Below are 23,822 nucleotides of genomic sequence, written 5' to 3'. Positions count from 1 at the left end.
CAAGCTCCGCATACAGGACGGCGAATGCCTGCAACCAAAAACATCCGGATCCTGTTCATCGAGGACAGCGCGCACGACGCCGAACTGGCGCAGATCACCCTCGAGCGCAGCGGCTTCGTCCTCGACGCCGAACTGGCCTATGACCACGACAGCGTGCTCCGCGCGCTGCAGACCCGCGAATTCGACCTGGTGCTGGCCGACTACATCCTGCCGGGCTTCTCCGGCGCCCAGGCGCTCGAGCTGGCCCGCCGCCTGGCGCCGCAGACGCCGTTCATCTTCCTCTCCGGTGTCTACGGCGAGGAGCATGCGGTGGAGATGATGCGCTCGGGCGCCGTCGACTACGTGCTCAAGCAGAACCTCGGCTTCCTGCCCAAGGCAGTCGAGCGGGCCCTGGGCGAGATCAACGAGCGACGCCGCCGGCTGCTCGCCGAGCAGGCCCTGCGCGAGGTGGAGGTCCGCGCGCGCCTGGCCATCGATGCCGCGCGCATGGGCATGTGGGACTACGAGCCGCAGAGCGACACGCTGCTCTGGGATCAGCGCTGCCGGGCGATGTTCCGCCTCGCACCGGACGCGCCGATCAGCATGCCGGCCTTCGAGCGTCTGTGTCACCCGGATGATGCGCCACGCCTGCACCGCAGCGTGCAGGCGGCGATCGCCGGGGAAAAGGACGGCGATTTTGCCGAGACCTACCGGGTGCTGCATCCGGACGGCAGCCTGCGCTGGCTGGAGACCCGCGGCCAGGCGTTCTTCGAGCAGGGCCGCTGCGTGCGCTTCATCGGCGTGGTGATGGACATCACCGAGCAGAAGCTCGCCACCGAGGCGTTGCAGCAGATGAACGAAGCGCTCGGCGAGCGCGTCGAGCAGCGTACCCGCGAGCGCGACCGCACCTGGGAGCTGTCCCGCGACCTGCTGGTGGTCAGCCGCTTCGACAGCACGCCAGTGGCATTGAACCCGGCCTGGGAAAGCACCCTGGGCTGGCCGCGCGAGCAGCTGATGCAGGGGCGGACCATCGACCTGGTGCACCCGGACGACCTCGACGCGACGCTGGAGGAAACCGCGCGCATCGCCGCCGGCCAGGTCAGCAACCGCTTCGTCAATCGCATGCGCCACGCCGATGGCAGCTACCACTGGCTGTCGTGGAACGCGGTGCCGGATGCCGGGCGCATCTACTCGGCGGCGCGCGACATCACCCGCGAGATCTCCACCATCGACAAGCTCGCCGAATCCAACCGCCAGCTGCTCGAGCAGATCGGCGAGCGCGAGCGCGTCGAGGCCACCCTGCAGCAGATGCAGCGCCTGGAGGCCGTCGGCCAGCTCACCGCCGGCGTGGCCCACGATTTCAACAACCTGCTGACGGTGATCCTCACCAGCGCCAGCTTCCTGCGCCACGACCTGCAGGGCGGGGCGCCGACGACCAAGCTGCTGGCACGGCTGGACTACATCCGCGAGGCCGGCGAGCGCGGCGCGACCCTGACCAGTCAGCTGCTGGCCTTCTCCCGGCGCCAGCAGCTGGCACCGAAGGCGGTCAACCTCAACGACACCATCGTCGGCATGCTCAACCTGCTGCAGAGCTCGCTGGGCGGCAGCGTCAGCATCATCACCGACACCGAACCCGAGCTCTGGCCGGCGATGGTCGACCCGACGCAGATCGAGATGATCATCCTCAACCTGGCGATCAACGCCCGCGACGCCATGGGCAGCGGCGGCCAGTTGGTCCTCGGCACCGGCAACCGCAGCCTCGTGGAGCCGCCGGCACGGCCGGAAGACCCGCCGCCGGGCGACTACGTGGTGCTGGCCGTCAGCGACAACGGCACGGGCATGAGCGAGGACGTGATGCGCAAGGCATTCGAGCCGTTCTTCACCACCAAGGAGGTGGGCAAGGGCTCAGGGCTCGGCCTGGCCCAGGTGTTCGGCTTCGCCAAGCAGTCCGGCGGCGGCGCCAGCATCGAGAGCGCACCGGGCGCCGGTACCACGGTACGGGTGTTTCTCCCACGCGCCGCGACGGCACCGGTTGCAGCGCGCGCCGCCAGCGGCGAAGCCTCGCCGCCGGCACCGCGTGCGTGCCACACCATCCTGCTGGTGGACGATGACCACAGCGTGCGCGAGGTGACGGCGCAGATGCTCGACCGCCTGGGCTTCCGGGTGATCGAGGCCGACCGCGGCGTGCGCGCCCTGGAGATTCTCGCCAACGGCACCCGCGTCGACCTGCTGCTGGCCGATTTCGCCATGCCCGGGATGAACGGCGGCGAGCTGGCGCGCACCGTACGGGCGCGCCACGCCGGGCTGCCGGTGGTGTACATCTCCGGTTACGCCGAACTCGGCGAGCTGGGCCTGGACGGCGCCGTCATCGTGCAGAAGCCGTTCCGCGAGGAACAGCTGGCCAGCAAGCTGCTGCACGCGCTGAACGACGGCAATCCGCGTCGATGAACTGCCGCACGCGCTTGCGCAACGCCACCGCCGCGCTGCATCGGCAGGTCGACGCGGCCTTCAGCGCGTTCCGCCTGGAGCAGGCCGACGACTACCGCCGCTTCCTGCGCGCCCATGCCCGGGTGATTCCGGCCCTGGAGCAGGCGTTGGGCGCCAGTGCCGCCACCGCGCACCTGCCGGACTGGCCACAGCGTTGCCGCAGCAATGCCCTGCTCGCCGACCTCGCCGAACTGGACGAAGCGCCGCCGCCCGCCCCCTTCGTTGCGCTGGGCGACGACGAGGGGGCGTTCTGGGGCGCCGCCTACGTGCTCGAAGGTTCGCGGCTGGGTGCGCAATTACTGCTGCAGCGGGTCCGCCAGGGTGCGGCCGAGCGGCCGCAGCGCTACCTCGGCCATGCGGCTGGCGAGACGCTGTGGCCGCGCTTCCTGCAGCGCCTGGAGGCGCGCGCGTCGTACTGCGACGAGGCCGCGCTGCAGGCCGCTGCCGGCGCCGTCTTCAGCCGCTTCGCCGCCGCCGCCCGGCTGGAACGCAGCCTGCGCTGAAGCGCGCTCAGCGGCCGTCCAGCGAGAAGCGCCCCGGGCCGGTCACGCCGAGCAGCAGCAGGCCGCCGACGATGCTGAGGTTCTTCATGAACTGGGTCATGTTGGCCGCGCGCTCGGCGTCGACCATGTTCCAGAAGTCATGGCCGATCAGCGCGGTGCCGAGGGTGAACAGGGCGAAGAGAAACGCCAGCGGCCGGGTGTAGAAGCCCAGCAGCAGCAGGATGGCGACGAAGAACTCCATGATCACCGCCACCGCCGCAGCCAGCATCGGCGCCGGCACGCCCAGCGAGGCCAGGTAGGCGCTGGTCCCGGAGAAACCGACCAGCTTGCTCCAGCCGGAGACGACGAACAGCAGCATCAGCAGCACCCGCGCCAGCAGGATGATGCCGCTCTTCTGGTTCTCGAACAGTGCGTAGCGCATGGGGCAGCCCTCACGATCGGACTCGGCCCGCCAGCCATCCGGCCGGCAGGCGTGGATGCTCCGCTGCGCCAAGGCCCGGCCGACGCGGGAGCCTCCTCAGCATAGACCAGCGCAACGCGCCGGCCGGGCCGGTGATGCCCGATGCGGCGCTGCTGCTGCTGCCGCGTGGTCGGCCGCCCCGCTTATTCCACGGTCACCGACTTGGCCAGGTTGCGCGGCTGGTCGACGTCGGTGCCGCGCAGCACCGCGACGTAGTACGACAGCAGCTGCAGCGGCACGGTGTAGAGGATCGGCGCCAGGGCGTCGTGGATATGCGGCATCTTCACCAGGAAGGTGCCCTCGCCGTTGTCGAAGCCGGCCCCGCCGTCGGCGAACACGATCAGCTCGCCACCGCGGGCGCGCACTTCCTGCAGGTTGGACTTGAGCTTCTCCAGCAGCTCGTTGCTCGGCGCCACGGTGACCACCGGCATGTCGGCGTCGACCAGCGCCAGCGGGCCGTGCTTGAGCTCGCCGGCCGGATAGGCCTCGGCGTGGATGTAGGAGATCTCCTTGAGCTTGAGCGCGCCTTCCATCGCCACCGGGTACTGGGTGCCACGGCCGAGGAACAGGGTGTGGTGCTTCTCGACGAAGTGCTCGGCGATCTTCTCCACCGCCGCGTCCATCGCCAGTGCCTCGCCCAGGCGGGTCGGCAGGCGACGCAGTTCCTCGACCAGCTGCGCCTCGACATCGGCGGCCAGGCGGCCCTGCACCTGGCCGAGCGCCAGGGTCAGCAGCAGCAGCCCGACCAGCTGGGTGGTGAAGGCCTTGGTCGAGGCCACGCCGATTTCCGGGCCGGCCTGGGTCAACAGGGTCAGGTCCGACTCGCGCACCAGCGAGCTGATGCCGACGTTGCAGATCGCCAGGCTGGCCAGGTAGCCGGCCGCCTTGGCATTGCGCAGGGCGGCCAGGGTGTCGGCGGTCTCGCCGGACTGCGAGATGGTGACGAACAGGCTGTCCGGTTGCACCACCACCTTGCGGTAGCGGAACTCGCTGGCGACCTCGACCTGGCAGGGGATCCCGGCGAACTCCTCCAGCCAGTAACGCGCCACCATGCCGGCGTGGTAGCTGGTGCCGCAGGCGACGATCTGCACGTTGCGCACCTTGGCGAACAGCTCGGCGGCCTGCGGGCCGAACGCCTGCACCAGCACCTGGCGATCGCCGAGGCGGCCTTCCAGGGTGCGCTGCACGACCTTCGGCTGCTCGTGGATCTCCTTGAGCATGAAGTGGCGGTACTCGCCCTTGTCGGCCGCTTCGGCACCCTCGTGGTACTGCACCACCTCGCGCTGCACCGGCTGGCCGTCGACGTCCCAGATCTGCACGCTGTCGCGGCGGATCTCGGCGATGTCGCCCTCCTCCAGGTACATGAAGCGGTCGGTGACCTGGCGCAGCGCCAGCTGGTCGGAGGCGAGGAAGTTCTCGCCCAGGCCCAGGCCGATCACCAGCGGGCTGCCGCTGCGCGCGGCCAGCAGGCGGTCGGGCTGGCCGGCGTTGATCACCGCCAGGCCGTAGGCGCCATGCAGTTCCTTGACCGCGTCCTTCAGCGCCGCGGCCAGGTCGCCGCAGGCCTGCAGCTTGTGGTTGAGCAGGTGGACGATGACCTCGGTGTCGGTGTCGGAGACGAACTGGTAGCCGAGCGCCTTGAGCTGGCTGCGCAGCGCCTCGTGGTTCTCGATGATGCCGTTGTGCACCACCGCCAGCTCGCTGCCGGAGACATGCGGGTGCGCATTGCGCTCGCACGGCGCCCCGTGGGTGGCCCAGCGGGTGTGGGCGATGCCCAGGCGGCCGACCAGCAGCGCCTGCTGCTGGGCCTGCTCGAGCTCGGCGACCTTGCCCGAGCGGCGCAGGCGCTGCAGCTGGCCGGCGGCGTCCAGCACGGCGATGCCGGCGCTGTCGTAGCCGCGGTATTCCAGGCGCTTGAGGCCCTCGAGAAGGATGGCGGTGATGTTGCGTTCGGCGACGGCGCCCACGATGCCACACATGGTCAGTTCTCCTGCTGATGCTCTGGGGCCGCGCAGATCAGTCTGACGCCACGGGCCTGGATGCTTGCGCGCGCCTCGTCGCTGAGGCGCTCGTCGGTGATGAGGGTGTGGAGGCTGCTCCAGGGCAGCTCCAGGTTCGGAATGCGCCGGCCTATCTTGTCCGACTCGGCGAGCACGATGACCTCGCGCGCCACGTCGGCCATGACCCGCGACAGCCCGAGCAGCTCGTTGAAGGTGGTGGTGCCACGCTCGAGATCGATGCCGTCGGCGCCGATGAACAGCTGGTCGAAGTCGTAGGAGCGCAGCACCTGCTCGGCGACCTGGCCCTGGAACGACTCGGAATGCGGGTCCCAGGTCCCGCCGGTCATCAACAGCACCGGTTCGTGTTCCAGCTCGCGCAGGGCGTTGGCCACGTTCAGCGAGTTGGTCATGACCACCAGCCCGTGCTTGTGGCCGAGCTCGGGGATCATCGCCGCGGTGGTGGTGCCCGAATCGATGATGATGCGCGCATGCTCGCGGATGCAGCCGACCGCCGCGCGGGCGATCGCCTGCTTCCACGGCGAGACGGGCTGGCTGCCGTCGCCGATCAGCTCCTGCGGCAAGGGGACGGCGCCACCGTAGCGGCGCAGCAACAGGCCGTTCTTCTCGAGCGCGGCGAGGTCCTTGCGGATGGTGACTTCGGAAGTCTCGAAGCGCCGGGCCAGCTGGTCGACACCCACCTCGCCCCGCTCGGCGAGCAAGGCGAGGATGGCGTGGCGGCGCTGTGGGGTGTTGCGCTTCGACATGTATAAGTTTCGATTCGAAATTTAATGGCGCGAATCAAAACATAAGCGGTCCCGGCTAGGCAAGCGGCCGCGTGCCTGCCCAACCGGGGCAACGCCTGCTCAGCGCTTGTCCTTCAGCGGCCGCTGCCAGCCCTCGATGTTGCGCTGGCGACCGCGGCCGAGCGCCAGGTTGTGCGCTGGCACATCCTCGGTGATGGTCGAACCGGCGCCGGTGGTGGCGCCATCCCCGAGGCTCAGCGGGGCGACCAGCGAGCTGTTGGAGCCGATGAACACGTCCTCGCCCATCGACGTGCGGTGCTTGTTCGCGCCATCGTAGTTGCAGGTGATGGTGCCGGCGCCGATGTTGCTCCGCGCACCGATCTCGGCGTCGCCCAGGTAGCTCAGGTGCCCGGCCTTGGCGCCGTCGCCCAGCGTCGCGTTCTTCAATTCGACGAAGTTGCCGACGTGCGCCTTGGCCCCCAGCCGGCTGCCCGGACGCAGACGGGCGAACGGCCCGCAATCGGCGCCCTCGCCCAGTTCGGCGCCTTCCAGGTGCGAATTGGCCTTGACCTCGGCGCCGCGGCGCAGGGTGCTGTCCTTGATCACGCAGTTCGGGCCGATGCGTACGCCATCCTCGATCAGCACACGGCCCTCGAGCACCACGTTGATGTCGATGCTGACGTCGCGGCCGACGCTGACCTCGCCGCGTACGTCGAAACGCGCCGGGTCGCGCAGGGTGACGCCCTGCGCCATCAGCTGCCGCGCCATGCGCCACTGGTAGTGGCGCTCGAGCTCGGCGAGCTGGATGCGGTCGTTGGCGCCTTGCACTTCCATCGCGTCCTGCGCCTGCTCGGTGGCCACCCGCAGGCCCTCGGCGACCGCCATGGAGATCACGTCGGTGAGGTAGTACTCGCCCTGGGCGTTGCCATTGGAGAGCCGGCCCAGCCAATCACCGAGACGGCAGCCGGGCACCGCCAGGATGCCGGTGTTGCCCTCGCGGATGGCGCGCTGCTCGGGGCTGGCGTCCTTGTGCTCGACGATCGCCTGCACCTCACCCCGCTCATCGCGGACGATACGGCCATAGCCGGTGGGATCGGCCAGTTCGACGGTCAGCAGCGCCAACTGGTCGGCAGTGACCTTGGCCAGCAGGCGCTCCAGCGTCTGCGCCTGGATCAGCGGGACGTCGCCGTAGAGGATCAGCACGCGCTCGGAACCGAGCTGCGGCAGCGCCTGGGCCACAGCATGGCCGGTGCCGAGCTGTTCGGCCTGGAGGACGAACGCGAGGTCATCGGCGCCAAGCTGGGCGCGCACCTGCTCGGCACCGTGGCCGATCACCACTTGGATGCTGCGCGGCTGCAGCGCGCGGGCAGTATCGATGACGTGCCCCAGCATGCTTTTGCCGGCCACGGGATGCAGCACCTTGGGCAGGGCGGAACGCATGCGGGTGCCCTGGCCGGCGGCGAGGATAACGATATCGAGGGACATAAGAGCGGATCCTGAACGACCCGGGAACCGGCCCGGGGTTAAACGGCTACGGGTGGAAATTGCTGTCGCCGGCATCCGCGTCGGGCGCGCCATGCGCACCCGCGGACGTCGAACGGTTCATCGCTGCGCGCGGCGCACCCGGCACACGCCGGGCAAAACCTGCGGGCAAAGAAAAAGGGTAGCCAAGGCTACCCTTTTACTCATGCGCGATGAAGCGGCGAACCGATCAGTGCCGGCCGTACTTCTTGCGCAGTGCCTCGATGGTACGCAGCTGGGCTGCGGCCTCGGCCAGGCGAGCGGCGGCGGAACCATAGTCGAACTCCGCACCCTTCTCGTGCAGGGCCTTCTCGGCAGCCTTGACGGCAGCCTGGGCGGCGGCTTCGTCGAGGTCCTTGGCGCGCGTCGCGGTGTCGGCGAGCACCTTCACCATGTTCGGCTGCACTTCGATGAAGCCGCCGGAGATGTAGAAGATCTCCTCGTCGCCACCCTGCTTGATCACTCGCACCGGACCGGGCTTGAGATCGGTCAGCAGCGGCGCGTGGCCCGGCAGGATACCGATGTCACCGAGGTTCCCGTGGGCGATGACCATTTCCACCAGCCCCGAGAACAGCTCTTCTTCCGCACTGACGATGTCGCAATGGACTGTCATAGCCATATTCATGCCTCGGTAGTCAGCCTGGCCGGCGCTGGCCGGTCAGGCTGGGACCGCACCCGTGAACGGGTGCGCCAGTTACAGTTTCTTGGCCTTCTCGATGGCTTCGTCAATGGAACCGACCATGTAGAACGCCTGCTCCGGCAGGTGATCGTAGTCGCCATTGAGGATGCCGGCGAAACCACGGATGGTTTCCTTCAGCGGCACGTACTTGCCCGGCGAACCGGTGAAGACTTCGGCCACGAAGAACGGCTGGGACAGGAAACGCTGGATCTTACGGGCACGGGACACCAGCTGCTTGTCGGCTTCGGACAGTTCGTCCATGCCGAGGATGGCGATGATGTCCTTCAGCTCCTTGTAGCGCTGCAGCACGTACTGCACGCCGCGAGCGGTGTCGTAGTGCTCCTGGCCGATCACCAGCGGGTCCAGCTGGCGCGAGGTGGAGTCGAGCGGATCGACCGCCGGGTAGATACCCAGGGAGGCGATGTCACGCGACAGAACCACGGTGGCGTCGAGGTGGGCGAAGGTGGTCGCCGGGCTCGGGTCGGTCAGGTCGTCCGCGGGAACGTAGACGGCCTGCACGGAGGTGATCGAGCCTACCTTGGTGGAGGTGATGCGCTCCTGCAGGACGCCCATTTCCTCGGCCAGGGTCGGCTGGTAACCCACCGCCGACGGCATACGCCCCAGCAGCGCGGACACTTCGGTACCGGCCAGGGTGTAGCGGTAGATGTTGTCGACGAACAGCAGAACGTCGCGGCCTTCGTCACGGAACTTCTCGGCCATGGTCAGACCGGTCAGGGCCACGCGCAGACGGTTGCCCGGCGGCTCGTTCATCTGGCCGTAGACCAGGGCGACCTTGTCCAGAACGTTGGAGTCCTTCATCTCGTGATAGAAGTCGTTACCTTCACGAGTCCGCTCGCCCACGCCAGCGAACACGGAGTAACCGCTGTGCTCCATGGCGATGTTGCGGATCAGCTCCATCATGTTCACGGTCTTGCCCACGCCGGCGCCGCCGAACAGGCCAACCTTGCCGCCCTTGGCGAACGGGCAGACCAGGTCGATCACCTTGATGCCGGTTTCCAGCAGGTCGTTGCCGCCAGCCTGCTCGGCGTAGGACGGGGCCGCGCGGTGGATGGTCCAGCGCTCTTCTTCGCCGATGGGGCCGGCTTCGTCGATCGGGTTGCCCAGCACGTCCATGATGCGGCCGAGGGTGGCGGTGCCGACCGGAACGGAGATGGCTGCGCCGGTATTGGTCACGTCCAGGCCACGCTTGAGGCCTTCGGTCGAACCCATGGCGATGGAACGGACGATGCCGTCGCCCAGCTGCTGCTGGACTTCCAGGGTGGTTTCCGCGCCTTGTACTTTCAGCGCGTCATAGACGTTCGGCACCTGATCGCGCGGAAACTCCACGTCGATAACGGCGCCGATGATTTGAACGATACGTCCGCTACTCATGTTTGGTTCCTCTGAATATTTGAACCGTTCTTAAACCGCGGCAGCGCCGCCGACGATTTCCGAGATTTCCTGAGTGATCGCAGCCTGACGGGCCTTGTTGTAGACCAGCTGCAAATCGCTGATCAGATCACCGGCGTTGTCGGTTGCGTTCTTCATGGCGATCATCCGCGCCGCCTGTTCGGCTGCGCCGTTCTCAACTACCGCCTGGTAGACCTGGGACTCGATGAAGCGAACCAGCAGGGCATCCAGCAGCAGCTGGGCATCCGGCTCGTAGAGGTAGTCCCACTGACCCTTCTTCACCGACTGCGCGTCTTCGACTTCAGCCAGCGGCAGAAGCTGATCGATGGTCGGCTTCTGGGTCATGGTGTTGATGAACTTGTTGGAAACCAGGTACAGGCGATCCAGGCGGCCTTCGTTGAAGGCGTCCAGCATGACCTTGACGCTGCCGACCAGGTCGTTGACCGACGGCTCCTCGCCCAGGTTGCCGATCGCCGCGACGACGTTGCCGCCGAAGCTGCGGAAAAAGCTCGCACCCTTGTTGCCGATGACGCACAGGTCGACTTCGACCTTCTGGTCATGCCATTCCTTCATGCTGCGGACCAGGACCTTGAACAGATTGATGTTCAGGCCGCCGCACAGGCCACGATCGGAAGACACGACGATATAACCGACACGCTTGACCGGACGCTCAACCATGAACGGGTGACGGTACTCGGGGTTGGCGTTGGCCAGATGGCCAATCACCTGCCGGATCCGCTCCGCGTAGGGACGGCTGGCAGCCATGCGCATCTGTGCCTTGCGCATCTTGCTGACCGCCACCTTCTCCATGGCGCTGGTGATCTTCTGCGTGCTTTTGATGCTCGCAATCTTGCTGCGAATCTCTTTTGCGCCTGCCATTTGACACCTTTCGGGTTAGCAGGCGGGAGCCCGAGGGCTCCCGCTGCGGCTTACCAGCTCTGAGTGGCCTTGAACTTCTCGATGCCGGTCTTCAGGCCTGCGTCGATTTCGTCGTTGAAGTCACCCTTCACGTTGATCTTCGCCATCAGGTCGGCGAGCTCGCGGTTGAAGAAGGCGATCAGGGCCTGCTCGAAGGCGCCAACCTTGGCTACCGGCACGTCGGTCAGGAAGCCACGCTCGGCGGCGTACAGCGACACGGACATCTCGGCGATGGACATCGGCGCGTATTGCTTCTGCTTCATCAGCTCGGTGACGCGCTGACCATGCTCGAGCTGCTTGCGGGTGGCTTCGTCGAGGTCCGAGGCGAACTGGGCGAAGGCCGCCAGTTCACGGTACTGGGCCAGGGCGGTACGGATGCCACCGGACAGCTTCTTGATGATCTTGGTCTGCGCCGCACCACCGACACGGGATACCGAGATACCGGCGTTGACCGCCGGGCGGATGCCCGAGTTGAACATGGCGGACTCGAGGAAGATCTGGCCATCGGTGATCGAGATCACGTTGGTCGGAACGAACGCGGAAACGTCGCCGGCCTGGGTCTCGATGATCGGCAGCGCGGTCAGCGAGCCGGTCTTGCCGGTCACGGCACCGTTGGTGAACTTCTCGACATACTCCTCGGAAACGCGCGAAGCACGCTCCAGCAGGCGGCTGTGGAGATAGAACACGTCGCCCGGGTAGGCTTCACGGCCCGGCGGACGGCGCAGCAGCAGGGAGATCTGGCGGTAGGCCACGGCCTGCTTGGACAGGTCGTCGTACACGATCAGCGCGTCTTCGCCGCGGTCGCGGAAGTACTCGCCCATGGTGCAGCCGGCGTAGGGAGCCAGGTACTGCAGCGCAGCGGATTCGGAAGCCGAGGCAGCCACCACGATGGTGTTCTGCAGGGCGCCGTGCTCTTCCAGCTTGCGTACCACGTTGGCGATGGTCGACTGCTTCTGACCGATGGCCACGTAGACGCAGCGGATGCCGCTGTTCTTCTGGTTGATGATGGCGTCGATGGCCAGGGCGGTCTTGCCGATCTGACGGTCGCCGATGATCAGCTCGCGCTGGCCACGGCCTACCGGGATCATGGCGTCGACCGACTTGTAGCCGGTCTGCACCGGCTGGTCGACCGACTTACGCCAGATCACGCCCGGAGCGACCTTCTCGACCGCGTCGGACAGCTTGGCATCGATCGGGCCCTTGCCGTCGATCGGGTTGCCCAGTGCGTCGACCACGCGACCCAGCAGTTCCGGACCGACCGGAACCTCGAGGATGCGACCGGTGCACTTGGCGCTCATGCCTTCGGTCAGGCCCTGGTAGTTACCCAGAACCACGGCACCGACGGAGTCCTGCTCCAGGTTCAGGGCCATGCCGAAGATGCCGCCAGGGAACTCGATCATCTCGCCGTACATGACGTCGGCCAGACCGTAGATGCGTACGATACCGTCGGAAACGCTGACGACGGTGCCCTCGTTGCGGGCTTGCGCAGCGACATTCGAACTCTCGATGCGCTGCTTGATGATTTCACTAATCTCGGAAGGATTCAGTTGCTGCATGCCATGACCCTCAAATCAGGATTTCAACGATTCGGCCAACTGGCTCAGTTTGCCGCGGACCGAACCGTCGACAACCACGTCACCGGCGCGGATGAGTACGCCGCCGATCAGCGCAGGATTCACGGCCTGCTGGAGGTTGACGGTGCGATCTAGCCGCTTGGACAGGGCGGCAGCCAAGGTTTGGAGTTGCTCGTTGCTGAGCTCGTAGGCAGTTTCTACTTCTGCCTCGAGCGTTTTCTCGGCTTGCGCCTTGATGTCCTCGTACAGCTCCCACACGGTCGGCAGAACGGCCAGGCGATCGTTCTCGCCCAGGGTCCTGACGTAATTGCGGAAGGCTTCGTCCGCATCGTTGCCAAGCACACGAACCAGCACCTCGACCTTGCTGTCGCTGGTCAGGCGCGGATCGTTGAGCAACGCATGGACTTCGGGGACTTCAACAGCGACGGCAGCCAGATTCAGCATCTTCGACCAGGCCTGAGTCTGGCCGGCCGAGCTGGCGAACTCGAAAGCGGCTTTCGCGTAGGGCCGAGCAAGCGTCTGGGTATTGATCATCGCTTGCCTCGCTTAGAGTTGGGAGGCCAGTTTTTCGACCAGTTCGTTGTGTACCTTGGCGTCCACCTGGGACTCCAGGATCTTCTCCGCACCGGCGACGGCAAGAGCCGCGACCTGGCTGCGCAGTTGGTCCCTGGCACGGTTCACTTCCTGTTCGATCTCGGCGCGGGCACCGGCTACCAGGCGCTCGCCCTCGGCACGGGCTTGCTGCTTGGCTTCCTCGATGATCGCGTTGGCGTGCTTGTTCGCCTGCTCGAGAATCTGGGCAGCCTGCTCCTTGGTCTCACGCAGGGTGTTGGTCACCTTGTCCTGAGCCAGTTTCAGGTCCTGCTGCGCGCGGCCTGCCGCATCCAGCCCCTCGGCGATCTTCTTCTGGCGTGCGCTCATGGCGGCCGTGATCGGCGGCCAGACGAACTTCATGCAGAACCAGACGAAGATAGCGAAGGCGAGCGTTTGACCGAACAGCGTCAAGTTAATGTTCACAGCGGTTTACCTCGTGCTATCTCGTTCAACGCGGGGAGTCATTCCACGGCGACGGGGCTCGCCCGGCGAACCCCATCTCAAACCGGAAAAATGATTAACCGGCGACAACGAAGATGAGGTACATCGCGATACCAACGCCGATCATCGGTACGGCGTCGAGCAGGCCGGCCATCAGGAAGGTCTTGGTCTGCAGCTGCGGAGCCAGCTCAGGCTGACGAGCGGTGGATTCCAGCAGCTTGCCGCCCAGCAGGGCGAAGCCGATGCCGGTGCCCAGAGCACCCAGACCGATCATGAGGGAAGCGGCGATGTAGACGAGTTCCATGTAAAGCTCCTGAAGCTAAGGGGTTAAGGTTTTTCGGTTTAAAGCGTTTGGTGGGTTTCAGTGATGTTCTTCATGGGCAGAGCTCAGGTACACCACCGTCAGTACCATGAAGATGAAGGCCTGAAGCGGGATCACCAGGATGTGGAAGATCGCCCAAGGCACGTTCAGGGTCCACTGCACGTAGAACGGCAGCAGTGCGATGAGGATGAACACCACCTCACCGGCGTACATGTTGCCGAACAGACGCAGTGCGAGGCTGAGCGGCTTGGTCAGCAGACCGAGGATCTCGAGGAACAGGTTGAACGGCACCAGAGACCAGTGGTTGAACGGGGTGAACGCCAGTTCCTTGGTGAAGCCACCGAAGCCCTTGACCTTGACGCTGTAGAACAGGATCAGGATGAACACGCCGAGCGACAGGCCGAAGGTACCGTTGGGGTCGGCGGTCGGCACGATCTTGAACGCCGGCAGGCCGGCCAGGCCGGCGATGCCCGGGATGTAGTCGACCGGGATCCACTTCAGGCTGTTCATCAGGAACACCCAGACGAAGATGGTCAGGGCCAGCGGAGCGATGACCGGGTTGCGGCCGTGGAAGGTGTCCTTGACCACGCCCTCGACGAACTCGACGCACATCTCGACGAGATTCTGCAGCTTGCCCGGCACGCCGGAGGTGGCCGCCTTGGCCGCGGAGCGGAACACCAGGATGAAGATCAGGCCCATCAGCACCGACCAGCCCAGGGTATCCAGGTGCACGGCCATGAAGCCCATCTCGCGGGCTTCGGCGCCGTTCTGGGCGATGGTCCAGGTGGCCTGCTCGAGGACCGCGCCATCGGCGCGTTCGTAACCGGCCGGCAGCTTGCCGTAGGTCAGGTTCTGCAGGTGATGCTGGATATATTCAGCCGGGGTACTCGCCATATGCGCGCCTCAATGCTCAATGCTTCGGATTGTTTTTCATCAGCAGGAGCGCGCTTGCTGCGGTGCCCAGCACCAGCACGTAGCCAGCGAACAAGGCAACCGGCTCCAGCGGTCGCACCCCCACGAACACCAGCGCAAACAGCGCTGCTGCCAGAATCTGTTTTCCCATCTCCCCAGCCCAGAAGGACTGGATGATCGCCCGGGTCGAACGCGCGCCAAAGTAACGAAAGGCCTTGTACGCGAAATACGCATTCGCCGAGAGGGCGATCAGACCGCCGAGCAACGCCGAGTAACCGGCCACCACCCCGAACACGACGCCGCAGAGCAGCGTCCCAGCCAGCGCCACGAGCGCCTGGACCACCAGGCCGCGGAACGCCGGCAGGCGATGGAAGGGTGTCTTGTTGCGTATGTTCACCGGTATCCACCGCGGTATCGAGATGCGCCTGGCTGCTGGCCGCAGTCCCAAAAAAGCGCGGCGAGTATAGGAGCAGGGCACCACCTGTTCAACCGTTCGGTAGTTTTTTCCGACCGGCACTACAAAAACTTTGTATCAGCGGATGTGGGCCAGTACGCCCTGCAATTCGTCCAGCGAACTGTAGCGGATCACCAGCTGTCCCTTGCCCCTGGCGCCATGGCGGATCTGCACCGGAGAGCCCAGGCGCTCTGCCAGGCGCTGCTCCAGACGGCTGATGTCGGGGTCGGCCTTCGTCTCGGCCTTGGGCGCCGGTTTGTCGCTCAGCCACTGGCGTACCAGCGCCTCGGTCTGGCGCACGGTCAGCCCGCGTGCGACAACATGCCGCGCCCCTTCGACCTGGCGTTCGGCCGGCAGGCCGAGCAGCGCGCGGGCGTGGCCCATTTCCAGGTCGCCGTGCGACAGCAGCGTCTTGATCTCCTCCGGCAGGCCGATCAGGCGCAGCAGGTTGCTCACCGACACCCGCGACTTGCCCACCGCGTCGGCGACCTGTTGCTGGGTCAGCTGGAATTCCTGCTGCAGGCGTTGCAGTGCCAGCGCTTCCTCGACCGGATTGAGGTCCTCGCGCTGGATGTTCTCGATCAGCGCCATGGCGATCGCCGCCTCGTCCGGCACGTCGCGCACCATCGCCGGGATTTTTTCCAGGCCCGCCTGCTGGCTGGCCCGCCAGCGGCGTTCACCGGCGATGATCTCGTAGCGCCCGCCGTCGAGCGAACGCACGACGATGGGCTGCATGACGCCCTGGGCGCGGATGGAACTGGCCAGTTCCTCGAGCGCGGCAGGATCCATGTCGCGGCGTGGCTGGTACTTGCCACGCTGGATCAGGTCCAGAGGCAGGTGCTGCAGTTCGCGGCTGTCGACCTGGGCGGCTTGCTCCTGCAGCGCCGCGACGCTGGAGCCGCCGAGCAGCGCGTCCAGTCCGCGTCCCAGGCCTCTTTTCTTGGTCGCCATGAGAATTCCTTATGCGAGGGCGCGCGCGGCCTTGCGCTGTCGCCTGGACAGCTCCCCGGCCAGCGCCAGGTAGGCCTGCGCACCCTTGGATTGCTTGTCGTACACCAGCGCCGGCATGCCGTGGCTGGGCGCTTCGGCCAGGCGCACGTTGCGCGGGATGACCGTGTCGTAGAGCTTGTCGCCGAAATGCGCACGCAGCTGCTCGGAGACGTCGTTGGTCAGGCTGCTGCGCGGGTCGTACATGGTACGCAGCAGGCCTTCGATCGTCAGGCTCGGATTGAGTGCCCGGCCGATGCGCTGGATCGAGTCGACCAGGTCGGTGAGCCCCTCGAGGGCGTAGTACTCGCACTGCATCGGGATGATCACGCCATCGGCCGCGGCCAGCGCGTTGACCGTCAGCATCGACAGCGACGGCGGGCAATCGATGAGGATGTAGTCGTAGTTCTCGCGCACCGGCGCCAGCGCTTCGCGCAGGCGCTGCTCCTTGGCCGGCAGCTTGAGCAGGCCGACTTCGGCGGCGGTGAGGTCGCGGTTGGCCGGCAGCAGCTGGTAGCCGCCGTGTTCGGAGAACTGCATGGCGTCGACCAGCGTGCACTCGCCGATAAGCACGTCGTAGATCGAGTACTCCAGGTCCAGCTTGTCGACCCCGCTGCCGGTGGTGGCATTGCCCTGCGGGTCGAGGTCGATCAGCAGGACACGGCGACGCGTGGCCACCAGCGAAGCCGCCAGGTTGATGCAGGTAGTGGTCTTGGCCACGCCGCCTTTCTGGTTGGCGATGGCGAATACTCGGGCCATGTCAGCGTCTGTCCGGGGTCATGAAATGCGGCGCAGTATCAACAGATGGCGCTGGCCTTGGCAACCGGGCACCTGCAGGACGTGGCAGCGCTCCAGGCGAAAGTCGGCCGGCAGCGCCTGCAGTTCGTCGTCCGGGTGCACGCCCTTCATCGCCAGCCACCGGGTCTCGCCGTCGCCGAGGTGACGTGTCCAGCCAGTGAAGTCGGCCAGCGCGCTGAAGGCCCGCGAGGTGATGCCATCGAAGGCTTGTGCCGGCCGGTAGTGCTCGACCCGGTCGTGGACGACCTGCAGGTTGCGCAGCCCGAGCTCGAGCTTGACCTGGGTGAGAAAGCGCGTCTTCTTGCCGTTCGAGTCGAGCAGGGTGAAGTCGCGGTCGGGGAACAGGATGGCCAGCGGCACGCCGGGCATGCCACCGCCGCTGCCCACGTCCAGCCAGCGCGTGCCGCCTTCGGCGACATGGGGCACCACGCTCAGGCTGTCGAGCAGATGGCGCGAGACCATCTCGTCGGGGTCGCGCACGGCGGTCAGGTTGTAGGCCTTGTTCCACTTGATCAGCAGGGCCAGGTAGGCCAGCAGCAGGCGCTGCTGCTCGGCCTCGAGCTCGATGCCGAGGGCTTTCGCGCCTTCGCTCAGTTCGGCGGCATGGCGCGGGTTCGGCGTTTCCATCAGGCGCTCCGCTCCAGTTGCTGGCCAGCATTGCGCTTCTTCAGGTGGATCATCAGCAGGGACACCGCCGCGGGCGTCACCCCGGGGATGCGCGAGGCCTGGCCGAGGGTCTGCGGGCGCGCCTGGGTCAGCTTGTGCTGGATTTCCTTGGACAGCCCGGAGATGCCCTGGTAGTCGAGGTCGACCGGCAGGGCGATGTCCTCGCTGGCGCGCAGGCGCTCGATCTCGTCGCGCTGGCGCTCGATGTAGCCGGCGTACTTGGTGCTGATCTCCACCTGCTCGGCGACCTGCGGGTCGACGCCGGCATCGCCGGTCAGCTCGGCCAGGCTGGCGTAGTCGATCTCCGGCCGGGCAAGCAGGTTGAGCAGGTTGTACTCGCGGGTCAGCGGGCTGCCGAAACGCGCGGCAATCGCCGCGCCCTCGGCCGAGCCCGGGCGCACCCAGGTGCTCTTGAGCCGCTGCTCCTCGCGCTCGATGCCTTCGCGCTTGGCGCAGAAGGCCGCCCAGCGCGCATCATCGACCAGGCCCAGCTCGCGGCCCTTCTCGGTCAGGCGCAGGTCGGCATTGTCCTCGCGCAGCACCAGCCGGTACTCGGCGCGCGAGGTGAACATGCGGTACGGCTCCTGGGTACCCAGGGTGATCAGGTCGTCGACCAGCACGCCGAGGTAGGCCTCGTCGCGGCGCGGACACCAGCTGTCCTTGCCCTGCGCACGCAGCGCAGCGTTGGCTCCGGCAAGCAGGCCCTGGGCGCCGGCTTCCTCGTAGCCGGTGGTGCCATTGATCTGGCCGGCGAAGAACAGCCCGCCGATGACCTTGGTCTCCAGGCTGTACTTCAGGTCGCGCGGGTCGAAGTAGTCGTACTCGATGGCATAGCCCGGGCGCACGATGTGGGCGTTCTCCATGCCGCGGATCGAGCGGACGATCTCCAGCTGCACATCGAACGGCAGCGAGGTGGAGATGCCGTTGGGATACAGCTCGTGGGTGGTCAGGCCTTCGGGCTCGAGGAAAACCTGATGGCTGTCCTTGTCGGCGAAGCGGTGGATCTTGTCCTCGATCGACGGGCAGTAGCGCGGACCTATGCCTTCGATCACCCCGGAGTACATTGGCGAGCGGTCCAGGTTGCTGGCGATGATCTCGTGGGTACGCGCATTGGTGTGGGTGATCCAGCAACTGACCTGCGCCGGGTGCTGCTCACGCGAACCGAGGAAGGACATCACCGGCAGCGGCGTGTCGCCGGGCTGCTCGGTCATCTGCGAGAAGTCCACCGAACGACCATCGATGCGTGGCGGCGTCCCGGTCTTCAGCCGGCCGACGCGCAGCGGCAGTTCGCGCAGGCGCCGAGCCAGTGCGATCGACGGCGGGTCGCCAGCGCGGCCACCGGAATAGTTCTGCAGGCCGATGTGGATAAGTCCGCCGAGGAAGGTACCGGTGGTCAGCACCACGTTGTCCGCGAGGAAGCGCAGGCCCATCTGGGTGACCACGCCCTTGACCTGGTCGTGTTCGACGATCAGGTCATCGGCAGCCTGCTGGAATATCCACAGGTTCGGCTGGTTCTCGAGGATTTCGCGGATGGCCGCCTTGTAGAGGATGCGGTCGGCCTGGGCACGGGTCGCGCGCACCGCCGGGCCTTTGCGGCTGTTGAGCACGCGGAACTGGATGCCGCCCTTGTCGGTAGCGCTGGCCATGGCGCCGCCCAGCGCGTCGATCTCCTTGACCAGGTGGCTCTTGCCGATGCCGCCGATCGCCGGGTTGCAGCTCATCTGCCCGAGCGTCTCGACATTGTGCGTCAGCAGCAGGGTCCGCACGCCCATGCGTGCAGAGGCCAGCGCGGCCTCGGTACCGGCATGGCCGCCACCGATGACGATCACATCGAAACGGGATGGGAAATCCACACGCACCTCGTGCCTGTTGAGTGGGGGAATGGGGAAGGCGGCGAAGTATAGGGAGTTAGCCGGCCTGAATGAAGGGCTCTGGACAAAAAATGACCAAACGGTGAGATGAGCCAGAAAGAGATAAATGAGAAGAAAGAAAAGAAAAGCTTGTTTATATGTTTATGTCTGGTGACGCGGCTTTCTGTGGATAACCCTGCAGAACGGCCGGCCCATCAGGCTTTCAGGCTGAGTAAAGGTTGTGCGGTGACTGCGCGGGAGCTGGGCGTTTCAGGTTGACGGCCTGTGGGTAGAATGATGATCTATCCACAGGCGCATTGGCGAAGGGTTTTTCGACAGGCTTGTCGACCTATTTCAGCCGTGGTTATCCACAAAGCTCATGGAGGCGCGGGGGAGGCTCACTTGCCGATGCAGAAGCTCGAGAAGATTCGCCCGAGCAAGTCGTCGGAGCTGAACGCACCAGTGATCTCGCCGAGGGCTTGCTGGGCCATGCGCAGGTCCTCGGCCAGCAGCTCGCCGGCGCCGGCAGCGACCAGTTGTGCATGCCCGTGGGCCAGGTGCTCATCAGCCTGGCGCAGGGCCTGCAAGTGCCGGCGCCGGGCGCTGAAGCTGCTCTCGGCGGTCTGGTCGAAGCCCATGCAGGTCTTCAGGTGCTCGCGCAGCAGTTCCAGGCCCTCGCCGTCGCGCGCGGACATCGCCAGCGTCGCCTGGCCGTCGGCATCGATGCGCAGCACCACGGCCTCGCCGCTGAGATCGACCTTGTTGCGGATGACCGTCACCTTGCCCGGTGGCGGCGGACAGTCGAGGAATTCCGGCCAGAGTGCCGCCGGGTCGGCCGCCTCGGCCGCGCTGGCATCGACCACCAGCAGCACCCGGTCGGCCTCGCCAATCGCCCCGAGGGCGCGCTGCACGCCGATCTGCTCGACCCGATCCTCGGTCTTGCGCAGGCCGGCGGTGTCGATCACGTGCAGCGGCATGCCATCGATGACGATGTGCTCGCGCAGCACGTCGCGCGTGGTGCCGGCGATCTCGGTGACGATGGCGGCCTCGCGACCGGCCAGCGCGTTGAGCAGGCTCGACTTGCCCGCGTTCGGCCGGCCGGCGATGACCACCGTCATGCCCTCGCGCAGCAGCGCACCCTGCCCGGCCTCGCGCAGGACCCGGGCCAGCGCCTCGCGCAGGGCCTGCAGCTCGGCCAGCACATGGCCGTCGGCGAGGAAGTCGATCTCTTCCTCGGGAAAGTCGATGGCCGCCTCGACATACATGCGCAGGCGAATCAGCTGCTCGACCAGTGCCTGCACGCGGCGGGAGAACTCGCCCTGCAGCGAGCGCACGGCATTACGGGCAGCCTGCGCCGAGCTGGCCTCGATCAGGTCGGCGATGGCTTCGGCCTGCGCCAGGTCCAGCTTGTCGTTGAGGAAGGCGCGCTCGCTGAACTCACCGGGCCGGGCCTGGCGGGTACCGAGTTCCAGGCAGCGCTGCAGCAGCATGTCCAGCACCACCGGGCCGCCATGGCCATGCAGTTCCAGCACGTCCTCGCCGGTGAACGAGTGCGGGCCGGGGAAGAACAGCATCAGGCCTTCGTCGATGACCTCGCCATCATCGGCATGGAAGGGCCCGTAATGGGCATGGCGCGGTAGCGGTTCGCGGCCGGTCAGGGTGATCGCCAGCGCCTTGGCCCGCGGGCCGGAGACCCGGACGATGCCGACGCCGCCGCGACCCGGTGCGGTGGCGACGGCGGCAATGGTTTCACGTGGGCTGCGCATGGCGGCTCTCCTGTAAAAACGCTGGATAGCAAAACGCCCCGGTGAAGGGGCGTTTCGAGGGGCTCGCTGGGCGTCAGGCCGTCTTCGTCGACGCCTCGATCTGCCGGGTAATGTACCACTGCTGGGCAATCGACAGGATGTTGTTGACCACCCAGTAGATCACCAGGCCCGCCGGGAACCAGAGGAAGAAGAAGGTGAAGATGATCGGCAGGAGCTTCATCACCCGGGCCTGCATCGGATCCGGCGGTGTCGGGTTGAGCTGCTGCTGGATGAACATGGTCACGCCCATGATGATCGGCAGGATGAAGTACGGATCCTTGATCGACAGGTCGGTGATCCAGAACATCCAGGGCGCCTGGCGCATGTCCACGCTCTCCAGCAGCACCCAGTACAGCGCCAGGAACACCGGCATCTGCACCACGATCGGCAGGCAGCCGCCCAGCGGATTGATCTTCTCCTTCTTGTACAGTTCCATCATCGCCTGGGACATCTTCTGGCGATCGTCACCGTACTGCTCCTTCAGCGCCTGCATCTTTGGCGAAACGGCACGCATGCGCGCCATCGACTTGTAGCTGGCCGCAGACAGCGGGAAGAACGCCAGCTTGATGATCAGCGTCAGGACGATGATCGACCAGCCCCAGTTGCCGAGCAGCGAGTGGATGGTGCTCAGCAGCCAGAAGATCGGCTGGGCGATGAACCAGAGGATGCCGTAGTCCACGGTCAGGTTCAGGCCCGGGGCGAGCGCTTCCAGCTTGTCCTGGATCTTCGGCCCGGCGTACAGCTGCGCACCGGTTTCGCCCTGGGCGCCAGGGGCCACGGTGACCGCCGGGCCGGTGAAGCCGATGATGTAGTTGCCCTGGGCATCCTTGCGCGTCTGCACCTGGGTGGTGTCCTGCGGCTGCGGGATCCAGGCGGTGACGAAGTAGTGCTGCAGCCAGGCGATCCAGCCGCCCTGCACGGTCTCGCGGACGCTCTTGTCATCCATGTCGCCGCGCGACACCTTGCGGTACGGCTCGTCCTTGGTCCCCATCGCCGCGCCCAGGTAGGTCGCGGTGCCGGTGGCGGTGCTCGACGAGGGGTCGCCGCTGTTGTCGCGCTTGAGCTGGCCGAACAGGTAGCCGGTCCAGGACTTGTCGCTCTGGTTGTCGATCAGGTAGCGCACGCCGAGGTCGTAGTCACCGCGTTCGAAGACGAAACGCTTGGTGTAGTTGACGCCTTCGGCGCTGTAGGTGAGGTCGACGACCAGCTGGTCCTGGCCATCGGCCAGCACGTATTCGCTCTTCGCACTGCTGTACTGCGGACGTCCGCTGGCCTGGTCCGGGCCGTCGCCGATCAGGCCGCTCTGCGCCTCGTAGGTGCGCTCGCTGCTGCGCTCGAACAGCTGGAACGGCACGTCGGGACGGTCCTGGCGGCGCGGGTACTGCGGCAGCAGGAGCTCGACGATGTCACCGCCACGCGGGTCGATGGCCACATCGAGCACGTCGGTACGCACGCGGATCAGCTGCTGGCTGGGCTGCGCGGCCGGCAGGCTCTGCTCGGGCTGGCCGTTGGCAACCGAAGGCACGTCGTTGCCCGGGGTCGCTGCGGTGGGGGAATCGGGCAGCGCCGGTGCGGACGACTGGGTCGTTGACGTCGGGCTTGGCAGCGCGGCCTGGCCATAATCCTGGTTCCATTGCAGAACCAGCAGATAGGCGACGACTGCAAGGGCGACGAGCAGGATCGAGCGTTTGATATCCATGGTTACTCGGCCATCGATGATGTATTGGAGGTTTCGGGAGGAGGCACGGGATCGTAACCGCCGGCATTCCAGGGGTGACAGCGGCCCAGGCGACACAGGCCCAGCCAGCTGCCGCGCAGAACGCCATGCTGTTCGATGGCTTCCAGGGCGTAGCAGGAGCAGGTGGGGTAGAAGCGGCAATGGCTGGCCATCATCGGACTGATGGCATAGCGATAGAACCGGATGGGCGCTGTGGCCAATCTACGCATGGGAATCATTGGCGGTTCCCGCTCCATCGGCAGTTCGCGACTGCTTGCCGACCAGGCGTCGCCAGAGCTTGGCGAACTGACGGGCCAGTTCGGGATTGTCCAGCTCGGCCAGGCCTTTGCGCGCGACGATCACGATGTCCAGGCCGCAGAGTTCATCCTGGTGGCTACGAAAGCTTTCGCGAATCTGGCGCTTGATGCGATTGCGTTCGACCGAGAGCTTGACACTCTTCTTGCCTATCACCAGGCCAAGGCGAGCAAGCCCCAGATCATTGTCCCGAGCCAGCAGCAGGACGTTGCGACCCGTCGCCTTGCCGGTAGGTGAGTCGAAGACCGCCTTGAACTGGCCGGGTCGCAGCAGGCGCTTCTCCCGGCCGAAGCCTCGACTCACCACCTGAAACGAATTCAGACGGTCAGGCGCTTGCGGCCCTTGGCGCGACGACGCGACAGAACCTGACGACCATTCTTGGTGGCCATACGAGCACGGAAGCCATGGGTACGAGCGCGCTTGATGGTGCTGGGTTGGAAAGTGCGTTTCATGATGCGGTTACCTGGTGATTCGTTGCGAGCCGGAATGGCCCCCTTTTAAGAGACCGGCGATTGTAGAGAAGCGCAAAGGGCAGGTCAATTTCTGCTCGCTCGCCACCGGCAAACGACAGATAGAAGACAAGAAGAAAGAAAAGAGAGCTTTCTGGAAGCTGTGTTTATGAATGGTCGCCGGTGTTTCTGTGGATAACCCCTTGCGAGCGCCGGCTGGCCTGGCCTGGCACGACCG

24 protein-coding genes are annotated in these 23,822 nt (G+C 66.1%); 2 read left to right on the top strand and 22 right to left on the bottom strand.

The features are described 5' to 3' along the window. The first annotated feature begins 24 nt into the window (after positions 1-24). Positions 25-2,427: a response regulator gene (locus L3N39_RS01360; RefSeq protein ID WP_237255420.1), complete on the top strand. Its 2,403-nt coding sequence runs from the start codon at positions 25-27 to the stop codon at positions 2,425-2,427. Beyond that, positions 2,424-2,969, top strand: coding sequence for a biliverdin-producing heme oxygenase (locus L3N39_RS01355; RefSeq protein WP_237255419.1), 546 nt, complete (start codon positions 2,424-2,426; stop codon positions 2,967-2,969). The genes L3N39_RS01360 and L3N39_RS01355 overlap by 4 nt, the downstream gene beginning before the upstream one ends. Before the next feature lie 7 nt (positions 2,970-2,976). Here L3N39_RS01355 and L3N39_RS01350 read toward each other — a convergent pair whose 3' ends face one another. The 22 genes from L3N39_RS01350 to rpmH all read right to left on the bottom strand — a co-directional run bounded on the left by L3N39_RS01350 (position 2,977) and on the right by rpmH (position 23,587). Then, on the bottom strand, positions 2,977-3,390 hold the full coding sequence (locus L3N39_RS01350; protein ID WP_237255418.1) for a DoxX family protein: 414 nt from the start codon (positions 3,388-3,390) through the stop codon (positions 2,977-2,979). A gap of 182 nt (positions 3,391-3,572) precedes the next feature. Further along, positions 3,573-5,408 carry a glutamine--fructose-6-phosphate transaminase (isomerizing) gene (gene glmS, locus L3N39_RS01345; RefSeq protein ID WP_237255417.1) on the bottom strand — a complete coding sequence of 612 codons (1,836 nt, stop codon included), beginning with the start codon at positions 5,406-5,408 and terminating at the stop codon, positions 3,573-3,575. Positions 5,409-5,410: 2 nt separating this feature from the next. Then, a complete protein-coding gene (locus L3N39_RS01340; RefSeq protein WP_237255416.1) occupies positions 5,411-6,193 on the bottom strand; it encodes a DeoR/GlpR family DNA-binding transcription regulator in 783 nt (260 codons plus the stop codon). Between the two features lie 99 nt (positions 6,194-6,292). Next, positions 6,293-7,657, bottom strand: a complete 1,365-nt coding sequence (gene glmU / locus L3N39_RS01335) for a bifunctional UDP-N-acetylglucosamine diphosphorylase/glucosamine-1-phosphate N-acetyltransferase GlmU (protein ID WP_237255415.1) — start codon at positions 7,655-7,657, stop codon at positions 6,293-6,295. Positions 7,658-7,883: 226 nt separating this feature from the next. Continuing rightward, positions 7,884-8,312, bottom strand: a complete 429-nt coding sequence (locus L3N39_RS01330) for a F0F1 ATP synthase subunit epsilon (RefSeq protein WP_237255414.1) — start codon at positions 8,310-8,312, stop codon at positions 7,884-7,886. A 75-nt stretch (positions 8,313-8,387) separates the two neighbouring features. Beyond that, positions 8,388-9,764, bottom strand: coding sequence for a F0F1 ATP synthase subunit beta (gene atpD / locus L3N39_RS01325; RefSeq protein WP_237255413.1), 1,377 nt, complete (start codon positions 9,762-9,764; stop codon positions 8,388-8,390). A 30-nt stretch (positions 9,765-9,794) separates the two neighbouring features. Next, positions 9,795-10,661 carry a F0F1 ATP synthase subunit gamma gene (gene atpG, locus L3N39_RS01320; protein ID WP_237255412.1) on the bottom strand — a complete coding sequence of 289 codons (867 nt, stop codon included), beginning with the start codon at positions 10,659-10,661 and terminating at the stop codon, positions 9,795-9,797. A gap of 50 nt (positions 10,662-10,711) precedes the next feature. Further along, positions 10,712-12,256, bottom strand: coding sequence for a F0F1 ATP synthase subunit alpha (gene atpA / locus L3N39_RS01315; RefSeq protein ID WP_237255411.1), 1,545 nt, complete (start codon positions 12,254-12,256; stop codon positions 10,712-10,714). A gap of 15 nt (positions 12,257-12,271) precedes the next feature. Further along, positions 12,272-12,808: a F0F1 ATP synthase subunit delta gene (locus tag L3N39_RS01310; RefSeq protein WP_237255410.1), complete on the bottom strand. Its 537-nt coding sequence runs from the start codon at positions 12,806-12,808 to the stop codon at positions 12,272-12,274. 12 nt (positions 12,809-12,820) lie between these two features. Beyond that, positions 12,821-13,291, bottom strand: a complete 471-nt coding sequence (locus L3N39_RS01305; RefSeq protein ID WP_237255409.1) for a F0F1 ATP synthase subunit B — start codon at positions 13,289-13,291, stop codon at positions 12,821-12,823. A gap of 94 nt (positions 13,292-13,385) precedes the next feature. Then, the gene (gene atpE / locus L3N39_RS01300) at positions 13,386-13,613 is read right to left on the bottom strand and encodes a F0F1 ATP synthase subunit C (protein ID WP_041110347.1); all 228 of its coding nucleotides are present in this window, start codon (positions 13,611-13,613) and stop codon (positions 13,386-13,388) included. A 57-nt stretch (positions 13,614-13,670) separates the two neighbouring features. Further along, on the bottom strand, positions 13,671-14,525 hold the full coding sequence (atpB, locus tag L3N39_RS01295) for a F0F1 ATP synthase subunit A (protein WP_237255408.1): 855 nt from the start codon (positions 14,523-14,525) through the stop codon (positions 13,671-13,673). A gap of 16 nt (positions 14,526-14,541) precedes the next feature. Beyond that, positions 14,542-14,940, bottom strand: a complete 399-nt coding sequence (locus L3N39_RS01290) for a F0F1 ATP synthase subunit I (protein ID WP_237255407.1) — start codon at positions 14,938-14,940, stop codon at positions 14,542-14,544. Positions 14,941-15,075: 135 nt separating this feature from the next. Beyond that, entirely contained in the window at positions 15,076-15,948 is an 873-nt protein-coding gene (locus tag L3N39_RS01285; protein WP_237255406.1) for a ParB/RepB/Spo0J family partition protein, read from the bottom strand. Positions 15,949-15,957: 9 nt separating this feature from the next. Continuing rightward, a complete protein-coding gene (locus L3N39_RS01280; protein WP_237255405.1) occupies positions 15,958-16,743 on the bottom strand; it encodes a ParA family protein in 786 nt (261 codons plus the stop codon). 18 nt (positions 16,744-16,761) lie between these two features. Next, positions 16,762-17,409 (bottom strand): 16S rRNA (guanine(527)-N(7))-methyltransferase RsmG, encoded by a 648-nt coding sequence (gene rsmG, locus L3N39_RS01275; RefSeq protein WP_237255404.1) that lies wholly within the window; start codon positions 17,407-17,409, stop codon positions 16,762-16,764. Beyond that, entirely contained in the window at positions 17,409-19,301 is a 1,893-nt protein-coding gene (gene mnmG, locus L3N39_RS01270; protein WP_237255403.1) for a tRNA uridine-5-carboxymethylaminomethyl(34) synthesis enzyme MnmG, read from the bottom strand. Before mnmG ends, rsmG begins: the two co-directional genes overlap by 1 nt. 395 nt (positions 19,302-19,696) lie before the next feature. After that, positions 19,697-21,064, bottom strand: a complete 1,368-nt coding sequence (mnmE, locus tag L3N39_RS01265) for a tRNA uridine-5-carboxymethylaminomethyl(34) synthesis GTPase MnmE (RefSeq protein WP_237255402.1) — start codon at positions 21,062-21,064, stop codon at positions 19,697-19,699. Positions 21,065-21,137: 73 nt separating this feature from the next. Then, a complete protein-coding gene (gene yidC, locus L3N39_RS01260) occupies positions 21,138-22,802 on the bottom strand; it encodes a membrane protein insertase YidC (RefSeq protein WP_237255401.1) in 1,665 nt (554 codons plus the stop codon). 2 nt (positions 22,803-22,804) lie between these two features. Beyond that, positions 22,805-23,050: a membrane protein insertion efficiency factor YidD gene (yidD, locus tag L3N39_RS01255; protein WP_237255924.1), complete on the bottom strand. Its 246-nt coding sequence runs from the start codon at positions 23,048-23,050 to the stop codon at positions 22,805-22,807. After that, a complete protein-coding gene (rnpA, locus tag L3N39_RS01250; protein WP_237255400.1) occupies positions 23,043-23,438 on the bottom strand; it encodes a ribonuclease P protein component in 396 nt (131 codons plus the stop codon). The genes yidD and rnpA overlap by 8 nt, the downstream gene beginning before the upstream one ends. Before the next feature lie 14 nt (positions 23,439-23,452). After that, positions 23,453-23,587, bottom strand: coding sequence for a 50S ribosomal protein L34 (gene rpmH, locus L3N39_RS01245; RefSeq protein WP_003290924.1), 135 nt, complete (start codon positions 23,585-23,587; stop codon positions 23,453-23,455). Positions 23,588-23,822 lie beyond the last annotated feature (235 nt).

Origin of the sequence: Pseudomonas oligotrophica, from assembly GCF_021726475.1 — a bacterium.
Classification (GTDB): domain Bacteria; phylum Pseudomonadota; class Gammaproteobacteria; order Pseudomonadales; family Pseudomonadaceae; genus Stutzerimonas; species Stutzerimonas oligotrophica.
This window is presented reverse-complemented; position numbering and strand designations above follow the sequence as displayed.

Coding starts and splice junctions, on each gene's coding strand:
- L3N39_RS01360 (WP_237255420.1), top strand. CDS start 25: ATGCCTGCAACCAAAAACATCCGGATCCTGTTCATCGAGGACAGCGCG.
- L3N39_RS01355 (WP_237255419.1), top strand. CDS start 2,424: ATGAACTGCCGCACGCGCTTGCGCAACGCCACCGCCGCGCTGCATCGG.
- L3N39_RS01350 (WP_237255418.1), bottom strand. CDS start 3,390: ATGCGCTACGCACTGTTCGAGAACCAGAAGAGCGGCATCATCCTGCTG.
- glmS (WP_237255417.1), bottom strand. CDS start 5,408: ATGTGTGGCATCGTGGGCGCCGTCGCCGAACGCAACATCACCGCCATC.
- L3N39_RS01340 (WP_237255416.1), bottom strand. CDS start 6,193: ATGTCGAAGCGCAACACCCCACAGCGCCGCCACGCCATCCTCGCCTTG.
- glmU (WP_237255415.1), bottom strand. CDS start 7,657: ATGTCCCTCGATATCGTTATCCTCGCCGCCGGCCAGGGCACCCGCATG.
- L3N39_RS01330 (WP_237255414.1), bottom strand. CDS start 8,312: ATGGCTATGACAGTCCATTGCGACATCGTCAGTGCGGAAGAAGAGCTG.
- atpD (WP_237255413.1), bottom strand. CDS start 9,764: ATGAGTAGCGGACGTATCGTTCAAATCATCGGCGCCGTTATCGACGTG.
- atpG (WP_237255412.1), bottom strand. CDS start 10,661: ATGGCAGGCGCAAAAGAGATTCGCAGCAAGATTGCGAGCATCAAAAGC.
- atpA (WP_237255411.1), bottom strand. CDS start 12,256: ATGCAGCAACTGAATCCTTCCGAGATTAGTGAAATCATCAAGCAGCGC.
- L3N39_RS01310 (WP_237255410.1), bottom strand. CDS start 12,808: ATGATCAATACCCAGACGCTTGCTCGGCCCTACGCGAAAGCCGCTTTC.
- atpE (WP_041110347.1), bottom strand. CDS start 13,613: ATGGAACTCGTCTACATCGCCGCTTCCCTCATGATCGGTCTGGGTGCT.
- atpB (WP_237255408.1), bottom strand. CDS start 14,525: ATGGCGAGTACCCCGGCTGAATATATCCAGCATCACCTGCAGAACCTG.
- L3N39_RS01285 (WP_237255406.1), bottom strand. CDS start 15,948: ATGGCGACCAAGAAAAGAGGCCTGGGACGCGGACTGGACGCGCTGCTC.
- L3N39_RS01280 (WP_237255405.1), bottom strand. CDS start 16,743: ATGGCCCGAGTATTCGCCATCGCCAACCAGAAAGGCGGCGTGGCCAAG.
- rsmG (WP_237255404.1), bottom strand. CDS start 17,409: ATGGAAACGCCGAACCCGCGCCATGCCGCCGAACTGAGCGAAGGCGCG.
- mnmE (WP_237255402.1), bottom strand. CDS start 21,064: ATGCGCAGCCCACGTGAAACCATTGCCGCCGTCGCCACCGCACCGGGT.
- yidC (WP_237255401.1), bottom strand. CDS start 22,802: ATGGATATCAAACGCTCGATCCTGCTCGTCGCCCTTGCAGTCGTCGCC.
- yidD (WP_237255924.1), bottom strand. CDS start 23,050: ATGCGTAGATTGGCCACAGCGCCCATCCGGTTCTATCGCTATGCCATC.
- rpmH (WP_003290924.1), bottom strand. CDS start 23,587: ATGAAACGCACTTTCCAACCCAGCACCATCAAGCGCGCTCGTACCCAT.